Source organism: Prevotella sp., from assembly GCF_051059605.1.
In the GTDB taxonomy this organism is placed as follows: domain Bacteria; phylum Bacteroidota; class Bacteroidia; order Bacteroidales; family Bacteroidaceae; genus Prevotella.
In genome coordinates this window covers 1,672,128-1,686,135 of sequence record NZ_CP050883.1, presented here as the reverse complement: position 1 = coordinate 1,686,135, position 14,008 = coordinate 1,672,128, and the positions used below count along the sequence as shown (strand labels likewise).

The following is a 14,008-nucleotide window of genomic DNA, read 5'->3' as shown; positions in this document are numbered from 1 at the left end:
TGTGTTTTATTTTATTCAGAAGTTGATGTCGGTATGATTGATATGACAAAACCTCCACCTGAAGCAAGATGCATTTTGATAGAAGACTTCGCATTAACAGTGCAACTTTCAATGCGATAATCTTCTGCATCATGGTCTGCGTTGATTCCGTCTTTCATTATTCTTGCTTTATATTCAATTCCCGATTTCAGGAAAGTGAAGTTGATTGTTATATCACGAGAATCCCAGTTTGTCTGTCCTGCTATATACCATTTGTTTCCATTGCGTCTCGCAGTAACAATATACTTACCTATTTCTCCTTGAGGAATTATAGTCTCATCATATACTACTGGTATATCGGCAATATACTTCGTATAGGTACTGTCTGCTTCATAACTTGTTGGAGAGTCGGCAAGCATTGTGAATGGGCTGTCTTGGACGACGTAGCATGCAGCCTGATGACATCGTGTGCCCATAGACATAGGCTTTATATAGTTTGCTTTCCAATCGTTCTTTGTACCATTACGCATTGCACCAGGAGTGAAGTCAACTTGTCCAGCCATCATACGTATATACGGGAAAGTAACATCATATAAAGGCATGTCGTGGTCAATGGTAGTCCACCTTGATTCTTCCATACCAAAAACACTTTCATAGTTAATGATGTTCGGATATGTTCTGTTCAGTCCTACTGGTTTGTATATTCCATGCAGATCAAGGATAAGATGATGCTTTGCCGTGCAATCAGCCAAACGCTCAACCATTTCAACGGCAGTCTGGTCGTCGCGATCCATAAAGTCAACCTTGAATCCTTTTATTCCCATATCGGCATAATGTCGACATATATTTTCAAGATTTTCATCCATGACGTTAAACACCGACCATAACACAATTCCAACATTCCGTTTTTTGCCATATTCTATAAGTTCCTCAAGATTGATATCCTTAATTGGATGCATTATATCACCGCTTTTTGAATCATACCAACCTTCGTCAAGAACAATATACTCAATATGGTTTTTTGATGCAAAGTCTATATAATACTTATAAGTCTGTTGGTTTATTCCAGCCTTGAAATCAACACCTTTAAGATTCCAGTCGTTCCACCAGTCCCATGAAACTTTTCCTGGACGTATCCAGTCTGTATTACCTATCTTATTTGGACGTGCTAAGGCATAAACCAAGTTATTTACAGGCATCTTTGTGTCAGCTTCAGTAATGGCGAAAACTCTCCATGGATAGTTGCATGATCCTGTTGAAGCAGCTATATAATTATTCGTTTCTGCAACATGGCTCATGTGTCTCCAAGGATAGTATTCCATCTTCTTTGGATATTTAGCGAATACTCCTTTTAGATAATCACCATCAGCAATTAAAAACATTCCAGGATATGATACCAAGTCACTCTCCAGAATAGTTACTTTAGCATTTCCACAGTCAACCGTTGCAGGCAAAAAGGCAATCTTCTTTTCAGCCTTTCCTATAGTTGTGTTGTCGTAAATATTTTGGAAAGCCATCGCAAATGGTGCCTTGTCATTCGTTGTATATGGCAACCATGCTTTCCTTTCTTTACCAAAATTGTAATTGGCAATCTCGCTATCTATCATATTCTTTTTATTCCCAATATAGAAAAAGCGATAAGCTATGCCTTCATTGAATACCCTGAACGCTAGTCCAAATCCATTTTTAAACTTTAGCTTCAATTCATGATAGTTATTTTGGAAACTGTTTTGACGGTAAAATGGAGCCTTGATGATTTCATTTACACTAGAAGTTTTTGCACTAACGACCTTTACTTTGTTTCCAATATGGTAACCTTTATCAAGAATGAGTCCGATACTCGATTTGTGTATTATCTCATTATTGCCTAGATTTACATAGAACGAAATACTATCATCTGTATTTACATGAATTTTAATGTGATGGTCGGGCGACTCCACATTATATATATTAGCGAAAGTTTTTCCACCTAATAACAATAAGGTGATAATTATTAACTGAATTCTTTTCATGGTGAAATATATTTTAAAATACATGTGCAAAGATATGAATTTTATAAAACAAGTGATAGCAAAAGAGTCCAATCAATATGAAAATATAGTCCAAAAATAGGGTTTGTTAAACCTTTTGGACTATTTTGCTATTTTGATAGACGATATTTTTATCAAGTTTAATAAATTTAAGGTTACTTTGCGATTATGTCTAAATAAGTAAAAATAACCATGAATAAAAAATCGCAATTAATTATAGGTTGTATGTTATTTGGTTTTGGGGCAAATGCTTCGAATCAACTTCCGAAGTATTTGCTTCGCGCCAAAGCCCCAATCACAGAAGTTCCATTTACTAATGTGCATCTTAATGATGTGTTTTGGAGTCCACGAATAGAAATCAACCGAACAGTATCAATACCTTCAGCATTTCGTGAATGTGAAAACAACGGGCGTTTTGACAATTTTGCCATTTCAGCAGGTCTAAAGAAAGGTGAGCATCGTGGAGATTTCTCTTTTGATGATACCGATCCTTATAAAGTAATAGAAGGTGCAAGCTACAGCCTTGCAGTACATTACGACAAAAAATTAGATCATTATCTTGATAGTGTGATTTCAATAATCGCTGCTGCCCAGGAATCAGATGGTTATCTGACAACATGCGTAACAAATAAATGTTATCGACTTTCAGGATGGTGGGGTACTCACAAATGGGAAAAGATTAATAGTCATGAACTTTATAATAGCGGACACATGATTGAGTCGGCTATTGCACATTATAAAGCTACAGGAAAAAGAACATTTTTAAATGTTGCTATAAAAAACGCTAATCTTATATGTAAGACTTTCGGACCTAAAGAGGGACAAATTCATAGACCATCAGGACATCCTATCGTTGAAATGGCACTCTGCAAACTATATAAGGTGACAGGAACAAGACAATATCTTGATATGGCTAAATATTTTGTTGAGGAAACAGGACGTGGAACAGACGGACATGCCCTAAGTGAATACAGTCAGGATCATAAACCGATATTACAACAAGATGAGATAGTTGGACATGCTGTAAGGGCTGGATATCTATTCAGCGGTGTTGCCGATGTTGCTTCATTGACTAACGATACGGCCTATTTCCATGCACTGGAACGTATATGGGAAAACATGGCTGGCAAGAAACTATATATAACAGGTGGTATCGGAAGCCGTGCAGAAGGTGAGGGATTTGGACCGAATTACGAACTAAACAATATGACTGCATATAGCGAAACATGTGCGTCAATAGCAAATGTATATTGGAATTATCGCATGTTCCTAGCCACAGGTGACAGTAAATATGTAGATATATATGAACGTGCTTTATATAATGGTGTATTGAGTGGAGTAAGTTTGAGTGGTGATAAGTTTTTCTATGATAATCCGTTGGAAAGCATGGGGCAGCATGAACGTCAGAAATGGTTTGGATGTGCTTGTTGCCCAGGTAATGTGACACGTTTCATTGCAAGTGTTCCGCAATATCAATATGCATCCCAAGGTAGTGATATCTTTGTTAATCTATATATTCAAGGAAAGGGAAACGTGAATGGTACAGAAATGCTGCAACAAACTGATTATCCTTGGAATGGAAACATAAAGATAACAGTAAATCCTAAAAACAACGCTAAATTCAATATTCGCTTGCGTATTCCTTCTTGGGCAAAGAGTAAACCTGTAGCTACAAATCTTTATAGTTTTGCAGATTCAGCAAAGCAATATACATTAAAGGTGAATGGCAAAGAAATAAAGGCTTATATTGCTGACGGATATGCCGTAGTGAATAAAAAATGGAAAAAAGGAGACGTGATAGAACTTTCACTTCCTATGAATGTTAGACGTGTAAAGGCAAATGATAATGTAGAAGACGATAGAGGAAAATATGCTTTAGAACGTGGTCCTATTGTATATTGTCTTGAAGGTAAAGATCAGAAAGATTCGACAGTATTCAACAAGGTTATAACAGCCAATACAGAAATAGATGCAAATTATGATTCTGTGAAATTAAATGGTATCGTGGAACTTAGTGGCAAGGCTGAAGAAATAGAACAAGACGGAACAGTAGAAAATACTACATTCCATGCTATACCATACAGCACTTGGAATAATCGCGGAGCCGATCAAATGGAAGTGTGGATACCTTATTCTCCTACAAACGCACACGTAAAGCCGCAGCCAACCATTGCAAGTAAGGCAAAGACTTTGTTCTATCAAAGTGCAATACAGAAAGATGCACCCGAAACTGCTGCAGTGATGGGAGAGACTTGGGGAGTTAACGACCAATGGGAACCAAAACGAAGCAGCGATATAAGTAAGCCATATCATTATTGGTGGCTAAAAAATGGAACACCCGAAAGCATCGCTTATGAATTTGACAAATCATACAATGTAAGTAATGTAGAAGTATATTGGTTGGATTTTGACCATTATGATGGAAACTTTAGAACTCCAGAAAGTTGGAAACTATATTATAAGGATAGCGAAGGCAATTGGAAGGAAGTTGAGCATCCTAGCAGCTATGGTATTGACAAAGACAAATACAACAGTGTGGATTTCACTCCTGTGACCACCACTGGATTAAAGATAATAGCTCAGTTGCGCAAGGGCGCAAGCGGAGGAATCATAGAATGGAAAGTTAATAATTAATAATATCAAACCTAAAAACAAAAAGAGTCAATCATGAAGAAAACACTATTCTCAAATGGCTTCATGCATAGCAATGCATTTATAAAAGCCTCTGCGTGTTTACTTTTGTCTACAGGAACTGCAATTTCTGTAATGGCGTCTCCAGAGTCATCTGGAAATCCTTCTCCGACTATTGTACAACAAAACACGACAGTTATTAAAGGTTTAGTACTTGATGCTAACGGCGAGCCTATCATCGGGGCTAGCGTTGTTGAAAAGGGCAGCAGTTCCAATGGTACTGTTACCGATGTAAACGGAAATTACACTCTTAATATAAAGAGAGGAAGTTCTGTTCTAATCTCTTATGTTGGCTTCATCACACAGGAAACAACAAAAAGTGGCAAGATAACTCTTAAAGAAGATCTTAAATCTATTAGCGAAGTTGTTGTTATTGGATATGGTACCCAGAAGAAAGGTGACATAACATCAGCAATAACAAGCATTAAATCAGAAGATTTCTCAAAGGGAAATATAAAGGATGCCGGAGACTTGATTAAAGGTAAGGTAGCTGGTCTTACCATTGCTAATGGTAGCGGTGACCCAAGCGTTGCATCAAGTATTCGCCTTCGTGGTATCATTTCTCTTAGTGGAGGTAACACTCCTTTGGTTCTCGTTGATGGAATAGAGGGCAGTCTTAGTACTGTTGCACCTGAAGATATTGCGAGCGTTGATGTATTGAAAGACGCATCAGCAGCAGCTATATACGGAACACGTGGTGCAGCTGGTGTGATCATCATTACTACAAAGAGTGGTAGACGTGACGCCGCCACAACTGTTAACTACAGCGGTTATATGTCTTTATCTTCATTTGGCAAAAAGCTTGATATGATGGACGGAACTGATGTACGTAATGGCCTTACTCAATTTAATGATAAGGGTTATGACACCGACTGGCTTGATGCAGTGACACGCACTGCATTTACACATAATCATAATATCATGATTAGTGGTGGTGACAAGAGTACAACATATAATGCAGACTTCACTTATCGTGATCAGCAGGGTGTAATAATAAAGACATATTCAAATGATATGCGCTTCAATGGTGGCTTGTCTCATTGGTTCATGAATGATATGATGAAGATTTCTTTCAATATCATGAAGCGTTGGCATGAGAATGGACCAGTAGATGCTGCAGCAACACAGATTTATCGTCAAGCTATCATGCGTAATCCAACAGAGCCAATCTATAATCAGGATGGAAGCTATTATGAGAATATGGCAATAAACTATTATATGAATCCTGTTGAATTGCTAAACGAGCATAAGGGTGAGTATAAGACTGAAAGCACACGAATGGTAGGCAACCTTACCTTTGAACCAATAAAGGGATGGCAGACCAATCTAATGCTTTCTACAGACCGTGACAATAGCCATGATAAGGGATATTACACTTCTAAGTATTATGATCAGGTGGTAAATTATCACACGGGTTATGCATATCAGAGCTACTCTTATGGAAAGAGTGACAATCTGGAATTGACATCTACATACAAACACCAGTTTGGTAATCACCGTGTAGAAGCTTTGGCTGGATACAGCTATCAGTATAACGAATACGAAGGATTCAATGCCAATAATACTAACTTCATGAGTGATTTCTATCAGGATAATAATATTGGAGTTGGTGGTTTCCTTAAAGACGGTAAGGCTGGAATGGGAAGTTACAAGAGTGATGATACTCTTGTTGGTTTCTTTGGACGTATAAGCTATGGATATGCAGATAAATACAATGTTCTTGTAAGTGTTCGCCGTGAAGGTTCTTCAAAATTCGGAGCCAATAACAAATGGGGTACATTCCCTTCTGCATCATTGGGTTGGACAATCAGTAACGAGAGTTTCATGAAATCACTTACATGGATTAATAACCTTAAGATACGTGCTGGATTTGGTGTGACCGGTGTCATCCCAAGTGCCTCTTATCAATCATTGACACGTTGGAAACTAGGTGATCCTTATTACTATGATAATGGCAAATGGTATCAGGGACTAAATGTGTATTCTAATCCTAATCCTAATTTGAAATGGGAAAAGAGCACCGAGTTTAATGTTGGTATTGACTGGAGTGTATTGAATGAACGTTTGTCTGGAACGATTGATATGTATCACAAGAAAACTTCTGATATGTTGTGGTCGTATGATGTTCCATGTCCTCCAAACCTCTATAATAATACTTTAGCGAATGTAGGTAAGATGCGTAATATGGGTATTGAAATTGCTGTAAATGCTGTACCAGTTCGCACGAAAGACTTTGAATGGAGAACAACTGTAACGGCTGCATATAATGCAACAAAACTGCTAAGTCTATCAAACTCTCTTTACCAGACTGCAAATCAACATGATATGGCTGGTCTTGGCGAGCCTATATCTTTGACAACACAACGTCTAGAAGTAGGAAAATCTATCGGACAGTGGTATGGAATGAAGAGTGTCGGTGTTTCTGAAAATGGACTATGGATGATAGAAAACAAGGAAACTGGAAAAGCTGAAGAATTCAAAGATAATATGCTTACAGATGACAAGTATCATCAATACCTAGGTAATGCTATTCCTAAGGTTAATTTAGGATGGAACAACTCATTCAGCTATAAAGGATTTGATTTGAATATGCAATTCACTGGTCAGTTTGGAGCTAAGATATTGAATGAGGCACGTGCATATTATGAGAACAATGCTGTTGTCTACAATCATCTTAAGTCTGCAGCCGATAAGCAATATGGAGATTATGTTTTGTCAAGAGCACAAAAGCAGACTTTTGTGAGCTATTATCTTGAAAACGGAAACTATGTAAAACTTTCTAATATTACACTCGGATATACAGTTCCTTTGAAATCAGACAAGTATGCAAAGAATATCTATTTATATTTGTCAGGCAGCAATCTGTTTACAATAACAGGTTATAAGGGACTAGATCCAGAACTGTCTAATGGAGATCCTTTGAGTTCAGGTATTGACTGGCGTGACAAATATCCATCAATACGTACGTTCACTTTGGGTGCAAAATTCACATTCTAATATTTAAAGCATAATAGTCATGAATAAACAAATAAACAAGATATTTATGTCTGCCATGATTGCAGCTTGTGGGCTATCAATGGTTGGATGTACAGATCTAGACGAAACGTTATATGATACTATTTCGTCTGAACAGCATCAATTTTCTGAAACAGAACTTGAACATACTATAGCCCCTGTTTACAGCAGTTTACGTGATGTATATTGGGGATGGTTTGGTATGTCGGATATTATGGATATGAGTTCTGATGTTTGGGGAGTTCCTTCACGTATCGGTATTGGATGGGGCGACCTTTATGTTTCAATGCATAAGCATCAGTTGAATTCTAAGATAGGTTTTTTCCAGGTAAACTGGGAGAATAACTATGCTGGAGTGAATGCATGTAATAAAATTCTAGCAAATAAAGCTATCGCATCAAATGAAGATATCGTAGCGCAGGTTCGCGCTTATCGTGCTCTATACTACTATAATTTGTTAGATCTTTATAGAAATATTCCGCTTGATACGACATACGTACATGAGGCTGGTTGGACACCTGAGCAATCAGATCCTAAAGTGGTATACAACTGGATTGAAAGTGAACTGAAAACTGTTGCCGACAAATGCCCAAGTAAGATTGAAATGGGCAAGATCAATAAGTATGCAGCTCACATGTTGCTAGCCAAACTATATCTTAACCATAATGCATGGTTTAAAGATGATACCGATAAAACATGGTATAGTAAATCTCTTGATGAAGTAAACAAGGTCATTGCTGGTCCTTTCTCGTTGGCACCAAACTATAGTGACAATTTCAAGGAAGATATATCTACTTCTCCTGAAATAATATTTGGTATTCCATTGGAAAATAAATATGCTGGTGGTAACTACATGGCAAACTTGTGGATACACAATGCTGGTAGAGCACGTTGGAACTTCTCTGGTTGGGCTACTGGTGGTGGTATCGTATTCCCACAGTTCCTTGACACTTATGAGACGGGAGATACACGTATGGACAATACTTGGACCGGTGGTCAACAATATGCGATGGACGGAACTGCTATAACTGCAGATGGAGAACCATTGATATATACAAAGGAACTTCACAGTATTGACAATCCGGGATGTTATCCTTTTGAAAGCTACAGACTTATTAAGTATGAAATTAAGAGTGGTGATTTCGGAACAAGTTATGACGACGTGCCATATTTCCGTTTGGCAGATGCTTACATGATGAAAGCTGAATGCTTGTTACGTCTTGGTCAAGATGAACAAACAGCAGCCGACCTCGTAACAAAGGTAAGAGCACGTAACTTTAAATCTGATCCAAGCAAAGCTACTATAACAGTGGCACAGCTTAAAGGAGGCAGTAGCTACAAATATGGACACAGAGAGAACCAAGGTACTCTTGGTGGTGAGGATAAATGGATCACTACAAATGAAGGTGGTGCTGATATAGAATTTGGCGGACTGCTTGATGAATATGGAAAAGAATTTGTTTGTGAAGCACATCGTCGTGATGAACTTATTCGATTTAATATCAAGGGTACAAATATGAATGTCTATAATGGCAAATCATGGTTCTGTAAGGATGCTGTAACAGATAGAAATGGTGACCTGTTTCCAATACCAAAGAGTGCTATGGATGGTAATCCAAAACTAAAGCAGAATCCAGGTTATGGATCTACTGAAAGTAAATAATTAGGTAGAAAATATAAAACCTTTAAACGTATAATTCCTTATGAAAAAGAACATATTATATATTGCGGCGGTTTGCATGGCGTTAGGATTAAGCGCATGTAGCACAGACCCTGAAGATGCTGTAGAAAAGCATGTATATACAGAGAATGAGGCTCCTTATCTGCGAACTGATGCAAGTGCCAATATCAGCACTACCGCTGAATTCCGCAAGGGACATGTTAGTCCAAAGATAATTAATCTGAAAGACTATGCTGAGACAATACAGACAAAACTCGGTATGACGGTGGATGATATGATTGCAGGACTTGAAACCGGCAAAGTTGTATTCTACAATATCAATACTTCTCGTGGTATATGGGACAAGACCGCTCCTACAAAGGGAACAACTGGTTGGTACTATAACAAGTCGGGACAGATTGTGAGTAAAGATTCTGACGCTGCAGGATATGTTGAAATAGACAAGACAACAAAGTCTATTGTAATAGGTGTGCCAGAGACCTCTTCTGCTGGAGTATCTTTCTCCGCAACTGTTGGCTTTGCAATCAACAACGGACAGAATTATGATAACTATGTACGCTTCAATATTCCTATTTCTGTTACTGATCCAGGACTTATAATGCCAGTATTCAAGATTCCAGCTGGTGATTATAGTGTGTTTGAGATTAAATTCGCAGATTATTCTACCGCTATTGAAAAATGTCTTGGTATGACAGCAAGTGAATTCAACAAGACGGTACAGGATTCAAGTGGTGACATTGCAATGTATTTAGTTGATGATGCTGGTAATTGGGATACAACTTCCAAATACACAGCTAATGGCATCGGTTATTGGCTTGATGGTTTATTGAAAGTTACAACATGGGGAACAAAAGGTTTCAGCTATTTCGTTGAGACACATGATGGTTCTGTTGGTGTTGGTAGAGCACCTGGTGTTGCATCAGGAACTCAGACCAAGTTCCACTTTGTTTATGCAAGCAAGACAGACAAGAGTAAGTTTGTAGAGTTTGTATGTAATGCAACTCTTGAATAAATTCTATTTACCATGGAAAATAATAAATATTCTATAATAAGCAGGAGTACCTTAAGGGTTCTCCTGCTCTTGATTACGGGATTCATATCGGCATGTACTGATAGTAACGATGTTGTTATAGGTAATATAGCAATAAGTGATAACGAAATGCCAAAGACCGTTGATTGGGATGAAGTGGAGTCTTCTGTTTCTTTCAATGCCAACAGCAGTTGGACTGCAACTGTTGATGATGTTACAAGCAGAGCTGCACATACTCAGATAAGTTGGATAAAACTGACTTGTCCTTCTGGTAGTGCAGGAGACAATAAAATGCCTATACTCTTAACGAAGAACGATAATGATACATATCGTGAAGCTACCATAACAGTAAAGTGTGGCGATAAACTCTCGCAGATAACCATTCATCAGAATGCTAATCCAGACGCAGTTCATATAATGGATGTATCTAAGATTCCTGATTACGATAAATATTATTGTCCGGGAACATGGAACGAAGGATTTGAAAAAGGACCAGAAGGTATGTTGCGTTCTGATGCAAAATGGTCATGGTGGAGACATAAGTCAAGTGAACACTTCTTTGTATTCTGGGCTCCAGGATTTGGAGATAATCCTAATGCCGAAACCGTTCCAGAGGCTTTGCGTGTGGATATAGATGACTTACTTGCAAAAGCAGAGAATTTCTATAAAACAAATGTAGAGAAACTAGGTATGGCAACAACAGGACAGGGAAAGTCGTCATTGGATAAATACAAGATGGAAATTTATCTGCTTTATCAAACAGAATGGCTTGCTACTGGATCTGGGTATGATAATACAATAGGCGCGTTGTGGGTAAATCCATCTACATGCAAACCGGTAGGTTCTACAATAGGTCATGAGATTGGGCATAGTTTCCAATTTCAGGTTTCAGCCGACAAACTCTTCACTGGTGAGACTCAAGCCTTGAGTAATGGTATTATTCCTGTAGGATTCCGTTATGGATTCGGACAAGACGGTTCTGGTGGATGTGCTTTCTGGGAACAGTGTGCTCAATGGCAGTCTTTTCAGGATTATCCACAGGAGGCTTTCACTCAGGATGCAAACGTACAGGTGTGGCTGAAAAATCATAATCGTCGTTTCAATCATGAATGGCAACGCTATGCAAGCTACTGGTTCCAGTATTATTACACACAGAAACATGGTATACAGGCATACTCACGTATGTGGAAAGAAAGTAAATATCCTGAAGATCCTATCGAGACATATACTAGATTATATTGTGGTAGTAACCTGAATACTCTTTACAGTGATATGTATGACTATGCTGCTCATTGTGCAAACTATGATTTCGATGCAGTACATCAATATGTTACAGATGCTGCTCTTAACTATGGAACGAAATTATATAAGAACAGTAAGGGATATTATCAGGTTTCTTATGATAACTGTCCTGGTACAACAGGTTTCAATCTAATTCCTTTGAATATTCCTGATGCAGGAACAGACGTAACAGCTCATTTCAATGCTCTTGCTGTTGGATCGGCACTTGCTGCGGGTGATGCAGGAGAGATAGTTGATGGTGACGGAAAGTCAAAGGGAAATGTAAGTACATATAATAAGCAGTCTAACACTAGTGCTGGATATCGTTATGGTTTCGTGGCAATAGACAGTAATGATAAGAGCCATTATGGAGAAATGTTTAGTGCCACTTCTGGTGATGCTACTTTCAGTATACCTTCTGGAACAAAGAAACTGTATCTTGTTGTGCTTGGTGCTCCTTCAACTTATAACAGAGAGGGCTGGGACGATGACGAAACGAATGATGAACAATGGCCTTATGAAGTAAGCTTCAGCAATACCGATTTGTTGGGTAATGTTACCATCCCGACAGGTTCACCTGAAGATATAACATTGTCTCATTCAGTAAATCTTGATGCATCATCAGCAGACTATGTACTGGGTACAATGAATTTGTTGAATAATGGTGATATGGGTAAGATTGCAAAGGCATTCAAAATTCAGCCTGCTGAAATAGCTGCAGGAACTCTTGCAGCAGGATCAGTGACAGCTAATGGACCAACAGAAGGAAAGATAGCAATTGCCAATACCAATCCTGACGGTTCTATAAGCTATACTTATTCAGCCAATGGTACAGGCTTCTGGATAATGGCAGATGGAACAGCTGGAAAATGGGGTGATAGTCCTGTATATTTTGAATACAATTTCACAGGATATAGCCTTGCTTATGGTCACAAGCCTGGAGCAACAACAAAGGATAAGTCTTATACAATACGTCCAACAATGGTATATATGAAAGACGGCAAACTGTATAAGGCAGTAATAGATTTACAAATGAACTTCTGATAATGAAAAGAATCATCATCTGTTTTGTAGTTCTTGCCATGACATCTCTTGGCATGAAAGCACAGAAACTGGTATATATTCCTGATTCTCTGAAAGCATATAATTTGGATAATCCAAATGAAAGATGGTGCTGGAAGCACTCTGTGCAGACAGACAATCTTGTGTTTTTCTGGGAAAAGGGATTCGGAGACAATCCGCTTTGTCCACCAGACCTTGATGGACATCCGATGAAGGTGGATATTCAGAATCTAGAGAATCGTGTAGAAGGTTTCTATCAATTCTTTCGTGATTCGCTGCGCTTCTCTTTACCTGGTAGCAAGGCTGACAAATACAAGATGATGGTAATGATAAACTATTCGCTTGACGGAACTGCCTATGGTGGTACTTATGATAATTTCATAGGTGCCCTGTGGGTAGCTCCCAATAGAATACAAGACAAGAAGCTGAATTGTCTTGCACATGAACTTGGACATTCTTTCCAACTTCAGATATCGGCAGACAGTATAAGTGATATCTGGGGAGGAAACGGATTCTTTGAGATGACGAGCCAATGGATGTTATGGCAGGTAAATCCTAATTGGGTGACTGATGAAAACTATCACTTTCAGGCTTTCCGTAAACTCACTCACAAGGCTTTCCTATCGATTGATAATATATACCATTCTCCTTATGTGTTGGAATATTGGGCAGAAAAACATGGATTGGATTTTATAGCCAAACTATATCGTAACGGGAAAATAGGAGAGGATCCTGCATTGACATATATGCGTATGTGCATGATAAATCAGAAACAGTTTAACAATGAAATGTTTGATTGCTATACAAAGTTATTGAACTTCGATTTCCGACATGCCTATAATGAGACTCGTCCTTATGCATGCACATGTTCCACGCCGATGGATTCTGCTGGCATAGACACTTATCGTATTCCTGCTGATATGGCTCCTGAGGAATATGGATTCAATGCCATAAAACTGGCAAAACCGCTAAAGAAAAACAATATTAAAATAAAGGTAAAAAGGTTGTCAAAGGATAATGGGTGCGACTTGAAATATTCACTTGTGGAAGAGCCTGAATGTTATTATCTACTTGTGATGAACGCACCACGTAAACATGTGATGTTACAGCGTCCTGATGAATATGATAATAATTTAAATGCAAAACCTGCTGTTATTGAATATCAAATATCAGTTAAAGGTACTAATATTTTGAAATAAAATAAATAAAAAGTATCTTTGCAGTATATACTAATGTATA

At 38.2% G+C, this 14,008-nt stretch carries 7 protein-coding genes; 6 read left to right on the top strand and 1 reads right to left on the bottom strand.

Annotated features, from left to right (window positions below; genetic code table 11):
* Window positions 1-11: 11 nt before the first annotated feature.
* Entirely contained in the window at window positions 12-1,991 is a 1,980-nt protein-coding gene (locus HEQ28_RS06755; protein WP_434504380.1) for a glycoside hydrolase family 97 protein, read from the bottom strand.
* Between the two features lie 210 nt (window positions 1,992-2,201).
* Here HEQ28_RS06755 and HEQ28_RS06750 point away from each other — a divergent pair, with 210 nt between their 5' ends.
* From HEQ28_RS06750 to HEQ28_RS06725, 6 genes are read left to right on the top strand one after another with little or no spacing between them, the layout of a single operon-like run.
* The gene (locus HEQ28_RS06750) at window positions 2,202-4,643 is read left to right on the top strand and encodes a glycoside hydrolase family 127 protein (protein ID WP_434504379.1); all 2,442 of its coding nucleotides are present in this window, start codon (window positions 2,202-2,204) and stop codon (window positions 4,641-4,643) included.
* 33 nt (window positions 4,644-4,676) lie between these two features.
* Window positions 4,677-7,697 (top strand): SusC/RagA family TonB-linked outer membrane protein, encoded by a 3,021-nt coding sequence (locus HEQ28_RS06745; protein ID WP_434504378.1) that lies wholly within the window; start codon window positions 4,677-4,679, stop codon window positions 7,695-7,697.
* A gap of 19 nt (window positions 7,698-7,716) precedes the next feature.
* Entirely contained in the window at window positions 7,717-9,378 is a 1,662-nt protein-coding gene (locus HEQ28_RS06740) for a RagB/SusD family nutrient uptake outer membrane protein (protein WP_434504377.1), read from the top strand.
* Window positions 9,379-9,418: 40 nt separating this feature from the next.
* On the top strand, window positions 9,419-10,408 hold the full coding sequence (locus HEQ28_RS06735; protein WP_434504376.1) for a DUF4859 domain-containing protein: 990 nt from the start codon (window positions 9,419-9,421) through the stop codon (window positions 10,406-10,408).
* A 12-nt stretch (window positions 10,409-10,420) separates the two neighbouring features.
* A complete protein-coding gene (locus tag HEQ28_RS06730) occupies window positions 10,421-12,751 on the top strand; it encodes a DUF6055 domain-containing protein (protein ID WP_434504375.1) in 2,331 nt (776 codons plus the stop codon).
* 2 nt (window positions 12,752-12,753) lie between these two features.
* Window positions 12,754-13,968 carry a DUF6055 domain-containing protein gene (locus tag HEQ28_RS06725; protein ID WP_434504374.1) on the top strand — a complete coding sequence of 405 codons (1,215 nt, stop codon included), beginning with the start codon at window positions 12,754-12,756 and terminating at the stop codon, window positions 13,966-13,968.
* The last annotated feature ends 40 nt before the right edge of the window (window positions 13,969-14,008 follow it).

Bases quoted from the DNA above. Each gene is read 5' to 3' on its own strand.
- HEQ28_RS06755 (WP_434504380.1), bottom strand. From the start codon at position 1,991: ATGAAAAGAATTCAGTTAATAATTATCACCTTATTGTTATTAGGTGGA.
- HEQ28_RS06750 (WP_434504379.1), top strand. From the start codon at position 2,202: ATGAATAAAAAATCGCAATTAATTATAGGTTGTATGTTATTTGGTTTT.
- HEQ28_RS06745 (WP_434504378.1), top strand. From the start codon at position 4,677: ATGAAGAAAACACTATTCTCAAATGGCTTCATGCATAGCAATGCATTT.
- HEQ28_RS06740 (WP_434504377.1), top strand. From the start codon at position 7,717: ATGAATAAACAAATAAACAAGATATTTATGTCTGCCATGATTGCAGCT.
- HEQ28_RS06735 (WP_434504376.1), top strand. From the start codon at position 9,419: ATGAAAAAGAACATATTATATATTGCGGCGGTTTGCATGGCGTTAGGA.
- HEQ28_RS06730 (WP_434504375.1), top strand. From the start codon at position 10,421: ATGGAAAATAATAAATATTCTATAATAAGCAGGAGTACCTTAAGGGTT.
- HEQ28_RS06725 (WP_434504374.1), top strand. From the start codon at position 12,754: ATGAAAAGAATCATCATCTGTTTTGTAGTTCTTGCCATGACATCTCTT.